The sequence below is a fragment of the Nocardioides sp. NPDC004968 genome, from assembly GCF_040608935.1.
In the GTDB taxonomy this organism is placed as follows: domain Bacteria; phylum Actinomycetota; class Actinomycetes; order Propionibacteriales; family Nocardioidaceae; genus Nocardioides.
The window spans coordinates 1-18,391 of sequence record NZ_JBEXJF010000032.1; the positions used below are offsets into that span (position 1 = coordinate 1).

Annotated in this window: 19 protein-coding genes and 3 tRNA genes; 11 read left to right on the plus strand and 11 right to left on the minus strand. The window is 70.2% G+C overall.

Features of this window, described 5'->3' with window-relative positions; all coding sequences use genetic code 11:
- The first annotated feature begins 155 nt into the window (after nucleotides 1–155).
- Genes ABZU72_RS22375 through hutI form a run of 3 tightly spaced genes read left to right on the plus strand, consistent with a single transcriptional unit; the run spans nucleotide 156 to nucleotide 3,807 of the window.
- On the plus strand, nucleotides 156–1,373 hold the full coding sequence (locus ABZU72_RS22375; protein ID WP_355021004.1) for an allantoate amidohydrolase: 1,218 nt from the start codon (nucleotides 156–158) through the stop codon (nucleotides 1,371–1,373).
- Nucleotides 1,370–2,665 carry a formimidoylglutamate deiminase gene (locus tag ABZU72_RS22380; protein WP_355021005.1) on the plus strand — a complete coding sequence of 432 codons (1,296 nt, stop codon included), beginning with the start codon at nucleotides 1,370–1,372 and terminating at the stop codon, nucleotides 2,663–2,665. Before ABZU72_RS22375 ends, ABZU72_RS22380 begins: the two co-directional genes overlap by 4 nt.
- Nucleotides 2,662–3,807, plus strand: coding sequence for an imidazolonepropionase (gene hutI / locus ABZU72_RS22385; RefSeq protein ID WP_355021006.1), 1,146 nt, complete (start codon nucleotides 2,662–2,664; stop codon nucleotides 3,805–3,807). Before ABZU72_RS22380 ends, hutI begins: the two co-directional genes overlap by 4 nt.
- Before the next feature lies 1 nt (nucleotide 3,808).
- On the opposite strand, the gene ABZU72_RS22390 is transcribed toward hutI, so the two are convergent.
- Nucleotides 3,809–4,381, minus strand: a complete 573-nt coding sequence (locus ABZU72_RS22390; RefSeq protein WP_355021007.1) for an XRE family transcriptional regulator — start codon at nucleotides 4,379–4,381, stop codon at nucleotides 3,809–3,811.
- A gap of 18 nt (nucleotides 4,382–4,399) precedes the next feature.
- Here ABZU72_RS22390 and ABZU72_RS22395 point away from each other — a divergent pair, with 18 nt between their 5' ends.
- On the plus strand, nucleotides 4,400–4,939 hold the full coding sequence (locus ABZU72_RS22395; protein WP_355021008.1) for an arsinothricin resistance N-acetyltransferase ArsN1 family B: 540 nt from the start codon (nucleotides 4,400–4,402) through the stop codon (nucleotides 4,937–4,939).
- 21 nt (nucleotides 4,940–4,960) lie between these two features.
- On the opposite strand, the gene ABZU72_RS22400 is transcribed toward ABZU72_RS22395, so the two are convergent.
- From ABZU72_RS22400 to ABZU72_RS22425, 6 genes are all read right to left on the minus strand, one after another.
- Nucleotides 4,961–5,033 (minus strand) — tRNA-Glu (locus ABZU72_RS22400).
- 166 nt (nucleotides 5,034–5,199) lie between these two features.
- Nucleotides 5,200–5,272 (minus strand) — tRNA-Glu (locus ABZU72_RS22405).
- 63 nt (nucleotides 5,273–5,335) lie between these two features.
- Nucleotides 5,336–5,407: transfer RNA gene (locus ABZU72_RS22410), tRNA-Gln, on the minus strand.
- A gap of 121 nt (nucleotides 5,408–5,528) precedes the next feature.
- The gene (locus tag ABZU72_RS22415) at nucleotides 5,529–6,467 is read right to left on the minus strand and encodes a CPBP family intramembrane glutamic endopeptidase (RefSeq protein WP_355021009.1); all 939 of its coding nucleotides are present in this window, start codon (nucleotides 6,465–6,467) and stop codon (nucleotides 5,529–5,531) included.
- A 19-nt stretch (nucleotides 6,468–6,486) separates the two neighbouring features.
- Nucleotides 6,487–8,016, minus strand: coding sequence for a glutamate--tRNA ligase (gene gltX, locus ABZU72_RS22420; protein ID WP_355021058.1), 1,530 nt, complete (start codon nucleotides 8,014–8,016; stop codon nucleotides 6,487–6,489).
- Between the two features lie 11 nt (nucleotides 8,017–8,027).
- A complete protein-coding gene (locus tag ABZU72_RS22425; RefSeq protein WP_355021010.1) occupies nucleotides 8,028–8,840 on the minus strand; it encodes a fumarylacetoacetate hydrolase family protein in 813 nt (270 codons plus the stop codon).
- A gap of 70 nt (nucleotides 8,841–8,910) precedes the next feature.
- Between ABZU72_RS22425 and ABZU72_RS22430 the strand changes: the two genes are divergently transcribed.
- The 4 genes from ABZU72_RS22430 to ABZU72_RS22445 all read left to right on the plus strand — a co-directional run bounded on the left by ABZU72_RS22430 (nucleotide 8,911) and on the right by ABZU72_RS22445 (nucleotide 12,624).
- Nucleotides 8,911–9,756 carry a 3-methyladenine DNA glycosylase gene (locus tag ABZU72_RS22430; RefSeq protein WP_355021011.1) on the plus strand — a complete coding sequence of 282 codons (846 nt, stop codon included), beginning with the start codon at nucleotides 8,911–8,913 and terminating at the stop codon, nucleotides 9,754–9,756.
- Between the two features lie 68 nt (nucleotides 9,757–9,824).
- On the plus strand, nucleotides 9,825–10,913 hold the full coding sequence (locus tag ABZU72_RS22435; RefSeq protein WP_355021012.1) for an alpha/beta fold hydrolase: 1,089 nt from the start codon (nucleotides 9,825–9,827) through the stop codon (nucleotides 10,911–10,913).
- Nucleotides 10,914–10,957: 44 nt separating this feature from the next.
- Nucleotides 10,958–11,566 carry a pentapeptide repeat-containing protein gene (locus ABZU72_RS22440; RefSeq protein ID WP_355021013.1) on the plus strand — a complete coding sequence of 203 codons (609 nt, stop codon included), beginning with the start codon at nucleotides 10,958–10,960 and terminating at the stop codon, nucleotides 11,564–11,566.
- Between the two features lie 20 nt (nucleotides 11,567–11,586).
- Nucleotides 11,587–12,624: a DUF2330 domain-containing protein gene (locus ABZU72_RS22445; protein WP_355021014.1), complete on the plus strand. Its 1,038-nt coding sequence runs from the start codon at nucleotides 11,587–11,589 to the stop codon at nucleotides 12,622–12,624.
- On the opposite strand, the gene ABZU72_RS22450 is transcribed toward ABZU72_RS22445, so the two are convergent.
- The gene (locus ABZU72_RS22450) at nucleotides 12,610–13,179 is read right to left on the minus strand and encodes a TetR/AcrR family transcriptional regulator C-terminal domain-containing protein (RefSeq protein WP_355021015.1); all 570 of its coding nucleotides are present in this window, start codon (nucleotides 13,177–13,179) and stop codon (nucleotides 12,610–12,612) included. The genes ABZU72_RS22445 and ABZU72_RS22450 overlap by 15 nt on opposite strands.
- Before the next feature lie 111 nt (nucleotides 13,180–13,290).
- On the opposite strand from ABZU72_RS22450, the gene ABZU72_RS22455 reads away from it, so the two are divergent.
- The 3 genes from ABZU72_RS22455 to ABZU72_RS22465 are packed head-to-tail and all read left to right on the plus strand — an operon-like array spanning nucleotide 13,291 to nucleotide 15,198.
- On the plus strand, nucleotides 13,291–13,899 hold the full coding sequence (locus tag ABZU72_RS22455; protein WP_355021016.1) for a biotin transporter BioY: 609 nt from the start codon (nucleotides 13,291–13,293) through the stop codon (nucleotides 13,897–13,899).
- Nucleotides 13,892–14,596 carry an ABC transporter ATP-binding protein gene (locus ABZU72_RS22460; protein WP_355021017.1) on the plus strand — a complete coding sequence of 235 codons (705 nt, stop codon included), beginning with the start codon at nucleotides 13,892–13,894 and terminating at the stop codon, nucleotides 14,594–14,596. The genes ABZU72_RS22455 and ABZU72_RS22460 overlap by 8 nt, the downstream gene beginning before the upstream one ends.
- A 2-nt stretch (nucleotides 14,597–14,598) precedes the next feature.
- Complete coding sequence (locus tag ABZU72_RS22465) at nucleotides 14,599–15,198, plus strand: CbiQ family ECF transporter T component (RefSeq protein ID WP_355021018.1); 600 nt, start codon at nucleotides 14,599–14,601, stop codon at nucleotides 15,196–15,198.
- A gap of 122 nt (nucleotides 15,199–15,320) precedes the next feature.
- On the opposite strand, the gene ABZU72_RS22470 is transcribed toward ABZU72_RS22465, so the two are convergent.
- The 3 genes from ABZU72_RS22470 to ABZU72_RS22480 all read right to left on the minus strand — a co-directional run bounded on the left by ABZU72_RS22470 (nucleotide 15,321) and on the right by ABZU72_RS22480 (nucleotide 18,341).
- The gene (locus ABZU72_RS22470; protein ID WP_355021019.1) at nucleotides 15,321–16,727 is read right to left on the minus strand and encodes an amidase; all 1,407 of its coding nucleotides are present in this window, start codon (nucleotides 16,725–16,727) and stop codon (nucleotides 15,321–15,323) included.
- A 9-nt stretch (nucleotides 16,728–16,736) separates the two neighbouring features.
- Entirely contained in the window at nucleotides 16,737–17,696 is a 960-nt protein-coding gene (locus ABZU72_RS22475; protein ID WP_355021020.1) for a GNAT family N-acetyltransferase, read from the minus strand.
- 105 nt (nucleotides 17,697–17,801) lie between these two features.
- The gene (locus tag ABZU72_RS22480; RefSeq protein ID WP_355021021.1) at nucleotides 17,802–18,341 is read right to left on the minus strand and encodes an NAD(P)H-dependent oxidoreductase; all 540 of its coding nucleotides are present in this window, start codon (nucleotides 18,339–18,341) and stop codon (nucleotides 17,802–17,804) included.
- Between the last annotated feature and the right edge of the window lie 50 nt (nucleotides 18,342–18,391).

The window sequence follows — 18,391 nt, forward strand, 5'->3', positions numbered from 1 at the left end:
GCAGGCATCGAAGGCGTTGCCGCCCTTCTCCAGCATCGCCATGCCCGAGGCGGTGGCGAGCCAATGCGTCGAGGCTCGTCATGACGAGCCGACTCGGCAGCGGGGATCGTCAGAATGCGCCGACTCGGCAACAGAAGTAGAGGAAGACCGTGAGCTTGGATGTCGTAGAACTGCTCCGTGAGATCGCCGAGATCGGCCGCGACCCACTGCGCGGCGGCTACTCCCGGCATGTCTATGAGCCGGCAGAGCTGGAGCTGCGGGAGTGGTTCCGGCGTACGTCCACGGGGCTCGGACTCGAGGTCGAGACCGATCGCAACGGCAACATCTGGGCCCACTGGGGCCGTGGGGACGGGGCGATCGCGATCGGCTCCCACCTCGACTCGGTGCCGGGCGGGGGCGCCTACGACGGCCCGCTCGGGGTCGCTTCCTCACTGGCCGCGGTCTCGGCGCTGATGGAGGAGGGCTTCGCGCCTGCTCGGCCGGTGACGGTCGCCGCATTCGGCGAGGAGGAGGGCTCGCGGTTCGGCATCGCGTGCCTGGGCTCGAAGCTGATGACCGGTGCGCTTCCCGGCGCGACGGTTGCGGCGCTCACCGACGACACCGGGGTGACGTACGCCGAGGCCTGCCGTGCCGACGGTATCGACCCGGCGGGGCTCGGCCGCGACGAGGAGCGGCTGGCGAGCCTGGCGGGGTTCGTCGAGCTCCACGTGGAGCAGGGCATCGGGCTCGCCGACCTGAACGCTCCGGTCGCGGTGGCCTCCTCGATCCTGGCTCATGGCCGCTGGAAGCTGGTCTTCTCCGGTGAGGGCAACCACGCCGGCGCGACCCGGATGCGCGACCGGCGCGACCCGGTCGCCGCGATGGCCGCCGCGGTCCTGGCCGCCCAGCGCATCGCGTCGGCCCACGACGGTGCCGACTCCGCCCGGGCCACGATCGGCCGCCTCACTCCGATCCCGGGTGGCACCAACGTCATCGCCTCCCGGGTGGATGCCTGGCTCGACGTACGCGGCGACACCGACCCGCAGACCCGAGCCCTTCTCGAAGAGATCCTGAAGGCCTCCCACGCTTCCGCGGAGGAACACGGTTGCACCCTGGAGGTCACCGAGGAGTCCTACGTCTCGACCGTCCACTTCGACCCTGACTTGCAACAACGCCTGGTCGGTGCGCTGGGCGGGGTTCCGGTGCTCGCCACCGGCGCCGGCCACGACGCCGGCATCCTCGCTGCCGAGATCCCCACCGCCATGCTCTTCACCCGCAACCCCACCGGCGTCTCCCATTCCCCCTACGAGACCGCCACCGACGAGGACTGCCGCGCCGGAGCGAGGGCGCTGACCGAGGTCGTCCGACTGCTGGCGAGCGAGCCCCGCAAATGACCCGGATCCATGCCGAGCGGGCGCTGGTCGAGGGCCGCGAGCTCACCGACGTCGTGATCGAAGCGACCGAGGGCCGGATCACCGCGATCACCTCGGGCGAGAGCACCGAGCCCGCCGACCTCCGCCTCGGCACCGTGCTCGCTGGCTCCGGCAACGCTCACTCGCATGCGTTCCACCGCGCGCTGCGCGGCCGTACGCACGACCAGGGTGGTGACTTCTGGCGCTGGCGCGAGCAGATGTACGCCGTCGCCGACCGCCTCACCCCCGACTCCTACGAGCGCCTGGCCGAGGCCGTCTTCGCCGAGATGCTGGTGACCGGCTGGACCGCCGTCGCGGAGTTCCACTACGTCCACCACCGCCCCGACGGGACGCCCTACGAGGACCCCAACGCGTTCGGCGCCGCGCTCACCAGGGCCGCGAGCGCCGTCGGCATCCGGCTGACGCTCCTCGACACCCTCTACCTGACCAGCGCCCCGGGCCGGCCGCTCCTCCCCGAGCAGAGCCGCTTCGGGGACGGCACCGTCGAGGCCTGGCTCGACCGTTGGCAGCGACTCCATCAGACGCACGCCGCCGGCGCGGCCATCCACTCGGTACGCGCCGTCTCGCCCGACGACATCGCGATCGTCGCCGAGCGCCTGCGCGCCGAGGTGCCCCTCCACGTCCATCTCTCCGAGCAGCCCGCGGAGAACGAGCAGTCGCTCGCAGCGTACGGACGGACGCCCACGCAGGTCCTAGCCGACGCCGGCGCCCTCTCCCCGCGAACCTGGCTGGTCCACGCCACGCACCTGACCGACGCCGACATCGCCCTGATCGCCGGCTCCGGTGCGGGGGTGGTGATGTGCCCGACCACCGAGGCCGACCTCGGCGACGGCATCGGACCCGCCCGCGAGCTGTCCGACGCAGGCGTGCGGATCGCGCTCGGCTCCGACCAGAACGCGGTCATCGACCCCTGGCTCGAGGTGCGCGGCCTAGAGGCCGGCGAACGGCTCCGCAGCCGACAGCGCGGACGCTTCTCCCCCACCGACCTCGAGACCGCCCGCGCCGGCTCCGGCTACGCCGCCTCCGGCCTCCCTGGCGGCCTCCGGATCGGAGCCTGCGCCGACCTGGTGGAGATCGACCCAGATTCGGTACGCACCGCCGGGGCCGCCCTCGACCAGCTCGCCCTGGTGGCGACCGCCACCGACGTACGTCGCGTAGTGGTCGGCGGACGCGTGGTGGCCGAGGACGGTCGCCTGGCCGACGGTCGCGACCCGGCCACCATGTTCACGCAAGCACTGAAGGAGCTCGGATGAGCGTGTTGCTGACCAACATCGGCGAGCTGACCACTCACACCGAGGAGCACGGCACCCTCCATGACGCAGCCGTGGTGATCGAGGACGGCCGGATCGCCTGGATCGGTCCCGCCGACCGCGCCCCGGCAGCGGACACGCGGGATGACCTCGACGGTCGCGCGGTGCTCCCGGGCTGGGTCGACTCCCACACCCACCTGGTCTCGATGGGCGACCGCGCCGAGGAGTTCATCGACCGGATGGCCGGCCGGCCCTACGAGGCCGGCGGGATCATGCGGACCGTCGAAGCCACCCGAGCCGCCACCGACGACGACCTGCGGGCGCGGGCGCGTTGGCTGCGCGCGGAGGCATACCGCGGCGGCACCACGACGATCGAGGCCAAGACCGGCTACGGCCTCGACGTCGAGACCGAGCAGCGTCTGGCGCGGATCAGCGCCGAGCACGCCGAGGTGGTCACCTACCTCGGCGCTCACGTCGTCCCCGCGGGCGTGGACCGTCGCGCCTACATCGACCTCGTGACCGGCCCGATGCTCGCCGCCGTCGCGCCCCATGCGACCTACATCGACGTCTTCTGCGAGCAGGGTGCCTTCGACGTCGAGGAGTCCCGCGAGATCCTCGAGGCCGGCCGCGCCGCAGGCCTCGGCGTCAAGCTCCATGGCAACCAGCTCGGCGAGTCCGGCGGTGTTCAGCTGGCAGTCGAGATGGGCGCGACGAGCGTCGACCACTGCAACCACCTCAGCCCGACGGACATCGACGCGCTCGCCGGGTCGGAGACCGTGGCAACGCTCCTTCCCGCCTGCGACCTCTCCACCCGCGAGCCCTTTCCCCCGGCGCGCGAGCTGGTCGACGCCGGCGTGACGATCGCGATCGCGTCCAACTGCAACCCCGGCTCGTCCTTCACGACCTCGATGGGGTTCTGCGTCGCCACCGCCGTTCTCCAGCAGCGCCTGACCTTCGAGGAGGCTCTCTGGGCGGCGACGGTCGGTGGCGCCACGGCGCTCGGCCTCGACGGCTCGGCGGGACGGATCAGCGACGGTCGCCGCGCCGATCTGCAGGCACTCGACGCCCCCTCCGCCAAGCATCTGGCCTACCGACCCGGGGTTCCCCTCACCCACAAGGTCTGGAGCGGCGGCAACCCGGTCTGACTCACCCGCGCCGCTTGCCGATCACGACCAGGTAGCGGCAGGGCTCGTCGGTCGGATTGACGAAGACGCAGTCGGCGGGCGGCCCCAGCTGCAGGCAGTCACCCGCGTCGAGCTCGTGGACGAGGTCACCCTCGACGAACCGCAGATGCCCCGAGAGCACCCAGATCTGCTGCTCCTTGAAGTGGTACGCCGAAGCGGGCGAGGCCACCGACGCACCGGCCGGGAACTCCACCTCGACCAGCTCCAGGATCCCGCGCGCGGGCGGGGAGACGGCGCGGCGTACGTAGCCGGTCTCGGGGTCCGTCCATTCGGTCTGCTCCGAGCGCCGAGCGACGCGCACCGCATCCCCTTCGGCCCGCGCGATCAGCTCCGACAGGGTCAGCTCCAGCGCCCCGGAGAGCCGGGTGAGCAGGACCGCGGTCGGCTGTGCCTCGCCCCGCTCGATCTTCGAGATCATCGCTCGGGAGACCCCGGACGCCTCCGCGAGCCCCGCGACGGTCATCCCGAGCGCCTCCCGCGCCGACCTGATGTTGGACGCCAGGGCCTCACCGAACTTGTCACTATCGTCAGCCACGTGACTACTATAGGAGACATGCCACCTGCCTGGACCATCCGCCACGCGACGCTCGCGGATGCAGCCGCCTGCGCGGCGATCTACGAGCCGTACGTCCGCGACACCGTCATCTCCTTCGAGACCGAGCCGCCGACGGCCGACGAGATGGCGCGCCGCATCGAGTCCTCCCTGGCCGAGCATGCCTGGCTGGTCCTGGAGACGGAGGGCGAGGGCGGGCCGGAGGTGCTCGGCTACGCGTACGCCACCCAGCACCGCACCCGCGCCGCCTACCGCTGGGCCTGCGACGTGTCGATCTACCTCGACCGCGACCGGCGCGGCAACGGCGCCGGCAGGGCCCTGTACGCAGCCCTCTTCCCATACCTGAAGGAGCGCGGCTTCCACCGCGCTCTCGCCGGGATCGCCATCCCGAACGAGGCCAGCCTCGGCATCCACCGCTCCTTCGGCTTCACCGAGGTGGGGACGTACACAAGGATCGGCTGGAAGTTCGACGCCTGGCACGACGTCACCTGGATGCAGCTCGACTTGGACCCGGAGAACCAAGAAGCCCCGAGCCAGTGACTCGGGGCTTCCCGTGCGTTGTACCCCCGACCGGATTTGAACCGGCGTTACCGCCGTGAGAGGGCGACGTCCTAGGCCGCTAGACGACGGGGGCTTGCACCTCCCGCGATGACCTTTCGGCCCCGCGGGCAGGAGAAACATTACCGGATGACCAGGCGATCCCCCACATCGGGACCCGCTCCAGACAGCAGCCACATCCGCACCCACAGCAGAAATCGCGAAGAGCCCCGAGTCAGTGACTCGGGGCTCTTCCTGCGTTGTACCCCCGACCGGATTTGAACCGGCGTTACCGCCGTGAGAGGGCGACGTCCTAGGCCGCTAGACGACGGGGGCTTGCAGCGGGTGAAACCTTAGCGAACCGCTTCGGTGACTCCCAAATCCTCCGGAGAGGATCCGCTGGGCTACTAGGACTCGAACCTAGAATAACTGGACCAGAACCAGTCGTGTTGCCAATTACACCATAGCCCATCGTCTTGGTTGACTTAGCCTGAGAGGCCGCCAACAAGAGCGATCCGGCCCTCGGGATTTCTCCCTCGAACCGAGAGGAAACATTACCGGCGAGGCCCCCAGGCTACGAAATCGGCACGCCCTAAACAGTCTTCGTCGTGGTCGAGAGGCCCGCGGACCGCGCTGCCCACACGGTCAGGGCCAGGAAGACGCCCGACTGGACCAGGGTGACCGGGATCCGCCACCACGACCCTTCGGTGGTGTTGAGCACCGTCGAGATGTCGCCGAAGGCCACGGCCATGCCGAGGCTGACGAAGTTGTTGAGGACGTGCATGGCGATGCCCGCCTCGATGCCCCCGGTGGCGATCACGCAGATGCCGGCGACGATGCCGAAGGCGAACCGGTCCAGGAACAGCGGCAGGTCCTGGGACCCGTGGGCGAAGGCGAAGAGCAGCGCGGTGATCGTCACCGAGACCGTACGCGCGCCCAGCATCCCGCCGAAGAGCGATCCGAAGGTCTGGAAGATGTAGCCGCGGAAGAGGTACTCCTCCCCCGCCGCCTGCAGCGGGGTGAGCAGCACGATCACGAGCACGAAATCGCGCATGGTGCTCGTCCAAGGGTTGAGGGTGTTGGCGCCGAGGTCCTCTCCCGGGATCGGCAGCCGGGAGGCGATGATGACGGTGACCACCATCGTGATCGCCGCGATCCCGAGACACTGCAGCAGCCATCGCCAGCGGATCCGTCGCTCGACCGAGGCCAGCCACCCCGGTCGCAGCCCGTGCAGCGCCCAGCACAGCAGCATCGCCGCCGGGATCGCTCCAGCCAGAGACAGCAGCAGGAACGCCAGTGACTCCGGCGTGACGTTCTCCACGTCGGCCACACGGACCATCCCGTTGGAGACGTCGTCGCCAGCGAGCACGAAGAAGACCTCGAACGCGGCCAGAACCACCGCGGGCGAGACGAAGAAGACACACAGACCGATCAGGATGAGTCCGATCAGGGGTCGTCCCCAACCACTGCGCCCGCTGCGCTGCACCTGGTAGTACGCCAGTCCCGAGGGCGGCTCCATGACCGTGCTCATCCTGCCCGTCCTGCCACGCTCAGCTCCTCCCGAGAACCGCCTTCAGGCGCCCCAGCGTACGCTCCCGACCGAGCAGCTCCATGGATTCGAACAGTGGCGGGCTGATCCGCTTGCCGGTCACCGCTACCCGCACCGGGCCGTACGCCTTGCGCGGCTTGAGCCCGAGACCGTCGATCAGGGCCGCCGTCAGCGCGTCCTGGATCTCGGCTGTCGACCACGCATGGAGCCCCACGAGCGCGTCGTACGAAGCCCGGACGACACCCAGGCCCTCCTCGTCGAGCAGCTTGGCGGCGTCCTCCTTGTCGAGCGCGAAGTCGGCCTCGGGCACGAAGAGGAACCGCAGCATGTCGGAGGCCTCGCCGAGCTTGTTGATCCGCTCGGCGACCAGCGGCATCGCGGCCTCGAGCATCTGCGCGTCGGCGTCGTTCACCGGGTCGCTGATGATCCCGTCGGCCTTGAGGTAAGGGATCACCCGGTGGGTGATCTCCTCGACCGGCAGCAGCCGCATGTGGGAGGCGTTGATCGCCTCCGCCTTCTTGACGTCGAAGCGGGCCGGGTTCTTGACCACGTCGTGGATCTCGAAGGCTTCGACCATCTCCTCCATGGTGAAGATGTCGCGGTCGGCCGCGATCGCCCAGCCGAGCAGCGCCACGTAGTTGAGCAGGCCCTCGGGCAGGAACCCCTCCTCGCGGTACTTCAGCGCGTGCGCCTCCGGGTCGCGCTTGGAGAGCTTCTTGTTGCCCTGGCCCATGACGTAGGGCAGGTGGCCGAACTCCGGTGCCCGCTCGGCCAGGCCGACCTCGACGAACGCGTCGAAGAGCGCGATCTGCCGAGGCGTACTGCTCAGCAGGTCCTCGCCGCGGAAGACGTGGGTGATGTTCATGGTGGCGTCGTCGACCGGCGCGGTGAGCGTGTAGAGCGGGTCGCCGTTGGCACGCGCGAGGGCGTAGTCGGGGACGTGCTTGGTCTCGAAGGTCACCTCGCCGCGGACGAGGTCGTTGAAGGTGATCGAGCCGTCGGGCATGCGGAACCGCGGGACCGAGGACCGGCCCTCGGCCTCGTACGCCTTGATCTGGTCCTCGCTCAGGTCACGGCAGTGGTTGTCGTAGCCCTGGGCCGGGGCCTCGCCCTTGATGCCCTCGGCCTTCGCGGCCTTGTAGGCGGCCAGGCGCTGCTCGTAGCGGGCGGTGGTCTCCTCGCCGGTGCAGTAGCACTCGTAGACGTGGGAGGAGGCGCGCAGCCGGCCGAGCGCGTCGGCGTAGATCTCCGAGCGCTCCGACTGGCGGTAGGGGCCGTAGGGGCCGCCGACCTCGACGCCCTCGTCCCAGTCGAGGCCGAGCCAGCGCATCAGGTCGATGAGCCCGTCGTAGGACTCCTGCGTGTTGCGCGCCTTGTCGGTGTCCTCGATGCGGAAGACGAAGGTGCCGCCGTGGTGGCGGGCGAAGGCCCAGTTGAACAGGGCGGTACGGACCAGGCCGACGTGGGGCGATCCGGTCGGCGAGGGTGCCATCCGGACGCGGTAGTCCTTCGGCTCGAGTGTCCCGGTCATTCCAATGTCAGTCAACGCTGTGCCACCTTGTTGGTCAGAGCTCCGAGCCCCTCGACGAAGATCTCGATCTCGTCGCCGGGCTCCATGGGGCCGACACCCTCGGGGGTGCCGGTGAGGATCACATCGCCCGGCAGCAGCGTCATGACGCTGCTGATGTGGGCGATCAGCTTCGGGATGTCGTGGACGAGGTCCTTCGTGGACCCGTCCTGGACGACGTCCCCGTTGAGGAAGGTCTGGATGCGTACGCCGGCAGCGAGCTGCTCCGGCTCGACGTCGGTCTCGATCCAGGGGCCGAGCGGGCAGAAGGTGTCGTAGCCCTTCGCCTGGGAGAAGTGCTTGAGCCTCCGCTGCACGTCGCGCGCGGTGACGTCGTTGGCGACCGTCATCCCATAGATGACGTCCTTCACCTTCTCCACCGGGACATCGCGGCAGATCCGGCCGATCACGATCGCGAGTTCGCCCTCGAAGTGGAGGTCCTCGACGTTGCTCGGTCGCTGGATCGCGTCACCGGGGCCGCAGACCGCGGTGTTGGGCTTGATGAAGAAGAGCGGCTCCTCCGGGACCTCGTTGCCGAGCTCGGCCGCGTGCTTGGCGTAGTTGCGGGCGACCGCGACCACCTTGCTGCGCGGGATCACCGGCGCGAGCAGCTTGACGTCTTCGAACTTGTGGACCTGGTCGGTGATGTTGACACCCGAGAACAGCGGGTCGCCCTGGAGCGCGACGACGGTCGCGTCCTCGCTGAGCTGGCCGTAGCCGTCGAGGTCCCCCATGACGACGCCGAACTGGGGCTCGCCACCCTTGGTCGTGAATCTGGCGATGCGCACGTGCTGAGCCTATCCGGACCCGTCGCCACGATTCACTTCACTATGCGCCGCCTTCGTAGGCTTGTACGTCGTGGAGGTGCTGTCGCGTTCGGAGTGGACCGCTCGCGCGGCCGCTCACCGCGCGCGCCTGGCACCCTATGTCGAGCCCCATCTCGCCCGCCGCGGCGCCCGGGTCAAGCACCCGGTCAACGACTTCCTCTTCACCTACTACTCCTACCGGCCCGCCCAGCTGCTGCGCTGGCACCCGGGGTTCGGGGTGAGGCTGTCGGACGCTGCGGAGTATTCCTCGTTGCGCGGCTACACCTCCGGAACCGTCTCCTCCGAGTTCCTCGCCGACAAGCGCCTGCTCGTCGAGACCCTCCTGAAGCTGCTGCGGGCGACCGCCTCCCGCGAGGCCAACTTCGGATGCTTCGGCCTCCACGAGTGGGCGATGGTCTACCGCTTGACCCCCGAGCAGGTACGCCACGCCGACTGGCCGTTGCGACTCGGGACCACCGGCACCGACCGCGTGGTCGAGTCCCACCGCATCGCCTGCAGCCACTTCGACGCGTACCGCTTCTTCACCCCGCCCGCGCTGCCCCTCAACACCCTCTCGCCGCGGTCCGACGACCGGGCGGCCTTCGAGCAGCCGGGCTGCCTGCACGGCAACATGGACCTCTACAAGCACGCCTTCCGGCTCTCGCCGCTGATCTCCTCCGACCTGGTCGCCGACTGCTTCGAGCTCGCCTGGGACATCCGCACGATGGACATGAAGGCCGCTCCCTACGACCTCGCCGAGCTCGACCTCGACCCGATCCGCATCGAGACGGCTGCCGGAAAACAGGAGTACGCCGCCGCTCAGCGCGGCTTCGCCGAGCGGGCCACCCCGCTCCGGGAGCGGCTGATCGCCGAGTGCGAGCGGCTCATCGAGGCGTAACGGACGTCACACACGGTGGGAGCGTGCTCCCGCCGTGACCTCGCCGGACGGGTTACGTTAAGCCCACAATGGCCATCCTCCCCCACCCCCGCCAAGCTGCCGCCTCGATCGCCACCACGGTCAGCGCCGCCGCGGGGAACGTCGCGCACTCGCTGCTCTACGGCGGGCTCGCCGACATTCGGCCGATGCCGCGTACGTTGATCGACGACGGCAACCGACGCGAGCTCTACCACTACCGGCCCGTGGCAGGGACGACGCCGGAGGGCGACCCGGTGCTGCTGGTGACGCCGCTGGCGGCGCCGGCGATCTGCTACGACCTGCGGCGCGGCTGCTCGGTCGTCGAGCACCTGGTGGGGACGAACCGGCCGACCTATCTGGTCGAGTACGGCGAGGTGAACTTCGCCGACCGCAGCCTCGGCATCGAACACTGGATCGCGCACGTCGTACCGGAGGCGATCCGGTCGGTCTCCGAGCACGCGGGCGGGCGGCCGGTGCACGTGGTCGGCTGGTCGCTCGGCGGGATCTTCACGATGCTCGCCGCCGCCGACGCCCCCGACCTCCCCATCGCCTCGCTGGCGGTGCTCGGCTCGCCCTGCGACGTACGTCAGGTGCCGTTGATCGCGCCGCTGCGGCCGCTGCTCAACCTGCCGCCGGGCAACCTGGTCACCACTGCCTACCAGGCCTTCGGAGGCGCTCCGAAACCGCTGGTCAGGTGGGCATTTCAGATCTCCTCGGTCGACAAGATGTTCACCAAGCCGGTCGCGAAGCTGTCCAACCTGGCCGACCGCGAGTTCCTCGCCCAGCTCGAGGCTGTCGACCGGTTCACCGACAACATCATCGCCTACCCGGGACGTACGTTCGGGCAGCTCTACCACCACTTCTTCCGCACCAACGCGCTGTTCAGCGGGCAGATCGACCTCAGTGACGACCACTCCGTCTACCTGCGCGACGTCAAGCAGCCGACGCTCGTCGTCGCCGGCGCCAACGACGGCATCGGTCCCGTCGCCTCGGTCCGGCCGCTGGTCGACCTGCTCACCGGCGCCGAGGAGCTCCGCTTCGAGATCGTCCCCGGCGGCCACCTCGGCCTGCTCACCGGCCGCGCCGCCCGGGACAACACCTGGCCCCTCCTCGACGAGTGGTTCACCCAGCACGACTGATCCGGACGGTCTGGGTGTCGGTGGCGGGTGGCAGGGTGTGCGCCATGCCGAACCCACCCGCCGAGGCGACCGAAGAGCACTTCCGCAACGAGGACTGGTACGCAGCCGATCTCACCGGGGCTCGGTTCGTCGACTGTGTCTTCACCGATGTCGACCTCACCGAGGCGACGACGTCGGCGGCGCTCTTCGAGCGCTGCACGTTCCATGGCGGCCGGTTCAACGCCTCGACCCACGTCGGCTCGGCGTTCGTCGGCTGTGACTTCCGGCGGACCAACTTCTTCGACTCGACGTTCGAAGGCTGCAAGCTCAGCGGGAGCGAGTTCTCGAACTGCACCCTGCGGCCGCTGAAGGTCACCGGCGGCGTGTGGCGCGGGGTCTCGCTGCGCGGCGCGAATCTCGCCCGGCTCGACCTGTCCGGTCTGGACCTGCGCGACGCCGACCTGTCGCTGGCCGACCTCACCGACGCGGTCCTGCGAGACACCCGGCTGGACGGAGCCACGCTCCAGGAGACGACCCTGCACGGCGCCGACCTCCGCGGGGCCGGGCTCGACCGCGTCGACCTCACCGCGGCGTCGCTGCGCGGCACCAGGCTCGATCTCGCCGGCGCCGTGATGCTCGCCGAGCTGCACGGCGCGGAGGTCGAGACGGCGTGACCACCGATAGGTTGTCCGCCATGTCTCGTGGAGCGATTCGCATCGCGTTGGTCGCTGTCATCGCCGCCCTGCTGCTGATCCCCGGTTCCGCGCGTGCGTGCGCTTGCGGGGCGGCCTACGTCCCGGAGGGGCACACCGTCGAGGCCGGGGAGGAGATCGCGTTCCTGAGCTGGGCTGAGGAGGGCGAGCGGGAGCGGCTCGAGATGCTGCTCGGGATCACCACTGAGACACCCGACCTCGCGGTCCTGGTGCCGACGCCGACGGTCCCGGACGTGACCCAGGGAGACCCGGAGCGGTTCGACGAGTTGGCACGACTCACCACCCCGCCGCCGGAGAAGGACTGGTCGCTCTTCGACGAGGACGGTGCCGGGGCGCCACCCGGAGCCGCTCCCGACGTCATCTCACGAACGGTGCTCGAGGACGTCGTCGCGACGGTCATCGAGGGCGGCGACGCGAGCGGGGTGGCGACCTGGCTGCGTACGAACGGGTATGCGGCCAAGCCCGAGCTCGAACCGGTCATCGCCGACTATCTCGAGGAGGGCTGGCGGTTCACGGCGGTCAAGATGCGCGGCGACAAGCCGTTCGATGGGTACGCCGACCCGATCGTGCTCACCTTCGACACCGCGACTCTCGTCTATCCGATGCGGCTCAGCTCGGCCGCTGACGACCTCGGCGAGGTCACGGTCTTCACCCTCGACCGCACGTTCCGGTCGCCGCTCGCCGCCTGGGCCACCTCGGACGAGCCCGAGGCCGCGGTGGAGCTGGTCGAGGAGGGGGTTCACGACGACGTACTCGACAACCTGGTCGAGCGGGGCGAGAACCGGCTGCCCAAGTGGACGTTCTCGATCGAGGACCCGGCGGCGCTCACCAGCGACCTCGAGCTCGCCCGGGAGCCGGAGATCGCGGAGACCTTCGCGCCTGCCGCGACCGAGTCCGCACGAGACGCCGAACGGAACCTCTCCCCGTGGGTGGCCGTGCTCAGCGGAGCGCTCGGCCTCGTCGTCGGGGCCGGGGCGGTCCTGCTGCTGCGCAGGCGCCGGTCCTCAGCGGTCGGCTGAGGCCTCGCGGACGGCCTTGGCCATCGAGATGCCGGCGGCGATCAGGCCCAGGCCGGTGAGGAAGTCGTCGGTGTCGCGTACGTCGTCCTCGATGGCGCCCGCGGCGGCGGCCTGGAGGTGGGTCTGCTCGTCGACGGCGTGGCCGTAGACGAAGTGGAGCAGGGTGCGGGCGGCGACGGGGGCGAGATCGCCGAGGCCGCCGTCGTTCAGCGCCGCGACGAGGTCGTCGTGGGGCTGCGTCGCGCCGAGCCCGAAGGCCCAGACGGTGGCGACGACCTCGGCACCGTCGCGGTAGGCGAGCAGCGAGTCGCGCAGGTCGGTGCAGATGCCGGTGACGCGTACGTCCCAGGCGCCCGACGGCTCGTGCCGGCCGCGGAGCAGGATCTCGTCGGCCACCGCGGCCAGCAGGGACTGCTTGTTGGCGAAGTGGTGGTAGAGCGCGCTGGGGCGTACGCCGAGCTCGGTGCCGAGACGGCGCATCGTCAGGTCGGCGAGACCGTAGTCGTCGAGGACCTGCAGCGCGCGGGCGACGACGTCCTCACGGCGGTATCGCATGTTGCTCCCAGGGGCCGGGTGGTGGGACGAAGTGGACGAAGACGTACGTCGACCTTAACCTGAACACCGTTCACCTGACCAAGGTTCAGGTCTGAGTACGCAGGAGCGAGTATGACCGAGTCCCCCACCAGCATCGAAGAGACCCCTACGGCCAGGTCGCCGCGCCTCGACGCCACCGACCTCGCGTTGGTCGCGGCGTTCGCGGCCCTGATCGCGGTCTGTTCCTACCTCGCCGCCATCCCGATCGGCGCCGCCGGGGTCCCGCTGACGCTACAGGGATTCGCGCTCCTGCTGACCGGCGCGCTGCTAGGCCCGCTGCGCGGGACCGCCGCGGTGCTCCTCTACCTGCTGCTCGGGGTCGCCGGCCTCCCCGTCTTCGCGGGCCACGCGGCCGGGCCGGGCGTCTTCGTCGGCGTGACCGCCGGCTACCTGTGGTCCTTCCCGGTCATGGTGCTCGTGGTCGGCCTGCTGGTGAAGTACGTCCTGCGAGGCCGCCGCACCAACCCGGTCCTCGTCTTCGCCGCCTGTGTTGTCGGCGTCGTCATCAACCACGTCGGCGGCATCATCGGCATGGCCGTCGTGCTTCATGTCGACCTGCTGAAGGCCGCGGCCTTCGACGCTCCCTACTGGATTGGCGACTTCATCAAGGCCGCGGTCGCCGCGGTCGTCGCCTCCCAGGTCCACCGCGCCTTCCCGAAGCTGCTCGCGCGACGTGCCTGAGATCTGCTTCGAGGCCGCCGAGGTCCGGGTCGAGTCCCCGGATCTCGGCGACGAACGCACCATTCTGCACCCCACCACCCTCACTCTGACCGAGCAGCGGATCGGGATCATCGGCAGCAACGGCTCGGGCAAGTCGACCCTGGCCCGGATGATCAACGGCCTGGTCACCGCGACCGCCGGGAGCGTCTCCGTCGACGGCCTCGACGTGGCCCGCAAAGGCGCCGCCGTACGCCGGCGCGTCGGGTTCACCTTCACCGATCCGGCCGCCCAGCTGGTGATGCCGACCTGCATCGAGGACGTCGAGCTGTCCTTGCGCAGGACGGTGAAGGACCGCGTACGCCGCAAGCAGGTGGCACTCGAGACGCTGGCTCGGTTCGGGTTGTCCGAGCGGGCCGAGGTCAGCGTCCATGCCCTCTCCGGCGGCCAGCGCCAGCTGCTCGCGCTGGCCGGCGTGCTCGCCACCGAGCCGGACGTGCTCGTCACCGACGAGCCGACGACGCTGCTCGACCTGCGCAACACCCGGATGGTCGGCGACCTGCTCCTCTCGCTCCCCCAGCAGCTGATCCTCGTCACCCACGACCTCGACCTCGTCCGCCGCTGTGACCGCGTCCTCGTCGTCGAGGACGGTCGCGTCTGCTACGACGGCGAGGCCGACGCGGCGATCAAGCACTACGTGAGGACGGTGAGCGAGGAATGAGCATGACCGTCGGGCTCTACCGCGCCGGCGACACCGTCCTCCACCGGCTTCCGGTGGGTGCCAAGCTGCTCGGCCTGGCCGTCCTCAGCGTGGCGATCGTGGCGCTGCGCGGGCCACTGCTCGCGGCCGGCTTCCTCGTCCTCGCCGTCGCTCTCGCGATGATCGGCCGGCTCGACCTGCCCTCCACCGCACGTGCGCTGCGCGCCGTACTCCTCATCGCGCTCCTGGTCGCGCTCCTGCAGTGGTGGCTGTTCACCTTCGACCGGGCGGTGGAGTCCCTGCTCGACCTGGTTTCGCTCGCCCTCCTCGCGCTCACCCTGACCGTGACCACGCCGACCACCGAGACCCTCGACGCCGTTGTGCGCTGGCTTCGGCCTCTGCAGCGCTTCGGGCTCGACCCGGAGCGGGTCGCGCTCACGATCGCGATGGCGATCCAGGCCCTTCCCGGCACCCTCGCCCTGGCTCAGGAGACCCGCGACGCCGCCCGAGCACGCGGCCTCGGACGCTCCCCCAGGGCGTACCTGACACCCTTCGTCATCCGCGTCGTCGCCCGCGCCCACGAGACCGGCGACGCCCTCAAGGCCCGCGGCCTCGGCGACTGACCCTCCGCCGAGGCGTCACTCCGGTCGGCCCAGAAGTCACTGCCGTCGGCCGAGTTGGCATGCGGGTGCCATCTCGACCGACGCAAGCGACGCCTCGGCCGACGCGGGTGACGCCTCGGCGACTACCAGCCGGGAGGGAGCCGGTCGGCCCAGGGAGCGGCGGCTTCGATCTGGGCCGCGAGGGAGAGCAGGAGGGGCTCCTCGGCGGGGCGGGCGGCGAGCATGACGCCGACCGGGAGGCCGTCGGGGGTCCAGTGGAGGGGTAGGGAGATGGCGGGCATGCCGGTGACGTTCCAGGCGGAGGTCCAGGGGGTGAACTCCTTCTGCGCCTGGAAGTCGGCGGCGGGGTCGGCGTCGTCACGGATCGCGCCGACCAGGGGCGGCGGCGTGGCCAGGGTCGGGGTGAGCACTGCGTCGTAGGGCGCCAGCGCCTCCAGCGCCACGGCGGCGTACCGGCGCAGCTCGGCGATCGCCAGCCCGAACTCCGGGCCGCTGTACGCCTCTCCCCGCTCGGTGAGCCAGCGGGTCAGGGGCCGGATCTGGGATCGCTGGTCGGGGGCGAGGTTCACGACCGCCATCGCGGTGCCGACCGCCCAGACCGTCTCGAAGACCGCGACCGCCTCGACCGGCAGCGGCCGCGGGATGTCGATGATCTCGTGGCCCAGCGACTCCAGCAGCGACGAGGCGTTCTCCCAGGCGGCGACGCACTCGGGGTCGACCGAGGTCGGGGCGATCAGCGGCTCGATGAACCGGGCGATGCGCAGCCGGCCCGGAGGCCGCTCGCACGCGTCCAGGAACGGAAGCGGCTCCTCGGGAGCCCAGAAGGGATCACCCGTACGCCGCCCCGCGAGCACGTCGAGGAAGGCCGCCGCGTCCCGCACCGAGCGCGCGATCGGACCGGCGGTGGCGAGCCCAGCCGCGTCGCCGTACATCGGCGACGGGGAGATCCGCCCGCGGGTCGGTTTCAGCCCGACCAGCCCGCAGCACGAGGCCGGGATCCGGATCGAGCCGCCGCCGTCGGAGCCCTGCGCGACCGGCACCAGCCCGGCGGCGACCGCCGCGGCAGCACCTCCGGAGGAACCACCGGCGATCCGCGTACGGTCCCAGGGGGTGACGGCGGGCGGTGCCACGTCCGGCTCGGTGTAGCAGGGCGAGCCGAACTCGGGGGTGTTGGTCTTCCCGAGCGAGATCATCCCGGCCGCCTCGATGGACAGGGTGACGTTGTCGGAGATGTCGGGTACGAAGTCGGCGAAGGCAGCCGACCCGAAGGTCGTACGCAACCCGCGGGTGAGGTTGAGGTCCTTGATCGCGGTGGGTACGCCCCACAGCGGTGAGGCACCGACCGGCTTGACCACGAGCTCACGAGCGCAGGTCGAGATCCGCTCCTCGGCCACGGTGACGAAGGCGCCGACGTCGTCGAGCCTGGCGATCCTGTCGAGGTAGTGCTCGGCGAGCTCTCCCGGGGAGACCTCGCATCGATGCAGCAGCTCTCCCTGTTCCAGGGCGGTCAGATCATGAAGCTCGGCCACCCCTGCAGACTAGTGGCCAGAGCGCCACTCGTCCTCGAGCATCGCGTAGTGCACCAGTGTCGTCCACTCGCCCTTGAACCACTCCGCCTCGCGCTCGACCGCTTCCTTCCGCATCCCGAGCCGCTCGATCACCCGCGCCGAGGCGGTGTTGCGCTCGTCGACCCTGGCGGTCACCCGGTGCAGGCCGAGGCCGTCGAACGCCAGGCCCAGCAGCGCCCGCGCGGTCTCGGTGGCGAAGCCGCGGCCACTGAACTCGGGGTTGAAGGCGTAGCCGATCTCCCCCGACCGCTGCTCCTTGCTATGCCAGAAGAGCACCACGTCGCCGATCAGCCGGCCCTCGTGCTCGACGGCGAGGCAGAGCACCTCACCCTCGCGGCGCAGGACGGAGAGACGCCTCTCGGATGCGTACGCCTTTCGCAGCTGCTCGCGGTCACGCGGCACCGGCGGGATGTAGCGGCAGACATCCTCGAGCGAGAGATAGGCGTGCAGGTCGTCGAGGTCGCGCTCGACGTCGATCGGGCGCAGCGCCAACCGCTCGGTGGTGACCGGGTAGTCCGGCGCCAGGGCGGGCTCGGCGAGCTCCTGGAAGACACTCAGATGCAGACCCGCCGGCCCGTCGAGACGGGCGTTGAGCGACTCCCACGGGGTGCGGGTGGGTGGCGCGACGAGGGTGGCGCCGCCGTCGACAAGCCGGGAGGCGACGGTCGCGGAGTCCTCGACCTCGAACGCCACCCGGACGTGGCCGGCCGCCGGCTGCCCGACCTCGACCTCGTCGATGTAGGCGTGCTGGGCGGAGTTGGCGAGCTCGAGCGTGGCCTGGCCGGCGTCGAGGATCGTCACATGAGCCTCACCCGGCCCGGAGAACGCGGCCTGCTCCGGGAGGCCGAGGGTGTCGCGGTAGAAGGCCACCGCCTGCTCGTAGTCCTTGGCCTCGACCACCAGACGGAGTTGCTTCACGGGTCCACTCATGCCCGCAACGTACGGCCCAATCGCCCGCAGCGCACGCGATAAATCACGAAGGGCAGGTCTCTCCCCCGCAGAGACCTGCCCTTCGTGTGCAGCCTGGGCGGAGACTCAGGCGGCGGCGGACTCGAAGCCCGCAAGCTTCGCGACGGCCTCGTGGAAGCGGGCCTGGGCCTCGGCGTCGGTGAAGACGTCGATCTCGTGGACCGGCTGGGAGACGATGGCGTCCTCGACGACGATGGCGCCGCCGATGCCGGCCGAGCGAGCGGCGTCGGCGTGGGACCACTTGGCACCGTAGGGGGTCGGGGCGACGCCGACGACCGAGAGGATCTTGCCCTTGAGCACGCCGGCGGCGTAGGGGCGCGAGAGCCAGTCGATCGCGTTGTTGATCACGGCGGGCATCGTGCCGTTGTACTCCGGGGTCACGATGAGCACGCGGTCGGCCTGGTCGATCACCTTGCGGAGCTGGCTCACGGCCTCGCCCGGGTCGGCCTCGAGGTCCTCGTTGAAGAACGGCACGTCCGCCAGACCGTCGACGATCTCCAGGACGACACCATCAGGCGCCTCGGCGACCAGCTTCTCGGCGAGCTTGCGGTTGATGGAGTCGGCGCGCAGGCTGCCAACGAGTACGGCGATACGGGTGTCGGTCACGGGTTCTCCTCGTAGGACGCAGAAAGTTCAATGTTTAAGTGTTGAACGCC

Excerpts from the sequence above, each read along its gene's own strand:
- ABZU72_RS22380 (WP_355021005.1), top strand. The coding sequence starts at position 1,370 with ATGACCCGGATCCATGCCGAGCGGGCGCTGGTCGAGGGCCGCGAGCTC.
- hutI (WP_355021006.1), top strand. The coding sequence starts at position 2,662 with ATGAGCGTGTTGCTGACCAACATCGGCGAGCTGACCACTCACACCGAG.
- ABZU72_RS22395 (WP_355021008.1), top strand. The coding sequence starts at position 4,400 with ATGCCACCTGCCTGGACCATCCGCCACGCGACGCTCGCGGATGCAGCC.
- ABZU72_RS22415 (WP_355021009.1), bottom strand. The coding sequence starts at position 6,467 with ATGAGCACGGTCATGGAGCCGCCCTCGGGACTGGCGTACTACCAGGTG.
- gltX (WP_355021058.1), bottom strand. The coding sequence starts at position 8,016 with ATGACCGGGACACTCGAGCCGAAGGACTACCGCGTCCGGATGGCACCC.
- ABZU72_RS22435 (WP_355021012.1), top strand. The coding sequence starts at position 9,825 with ATGGCCATCCTCCCCCACCCCCGCCAAGCTGCCGCCTCGATCGCCACC.
- ABZU72_RS22440 (WP_355021013.1), top strand. The coding sequence starts at position 10,958 with ATGCCGAACCCACCCGCCGAGGCGACCGAAGAGCACTTCCGCAACGAG.
- ABZU72_RS22445 (WP_355021014.1), top strand. The coding sequence starts at position 11,587 with ATGTCTCGTGGAGCGATTCGCATCGCGTTGGTCGCTGTCATCGCCGCC.
- ABZU72_RS22450 (WP_355021015.1), bottom strand. The coding sequence starts at position 13,179 with ATGCGATACCGCCGTGAGGACGTCGTCGCCCGCGCGCTGCAGGTCCTC.
- ABZU72_RS22455 (WP_355021016.1), top strand. The coding sequence starts at position 13,291 with ATGACCGAGTCCCCCACCAGCATCGAAGAGACCCCTACGGCCAGGTCG.
- ABZU72_RS22465 (WP_355021018.1), top strand. The coding sequence starts at position 14,599 with ATGACCGTCGGGCTCTACCGCGCCGGCGACACCGTCCTCCACCGGCTT.
- ABZU72_RS22475 (WP_355021020.1), bottom strand. The coding sequence starts at position 17,696 with ATGAGTGGACCCGTGAAGCAACTCCGTCTGGTGGTCGAGGCCAAGGAC.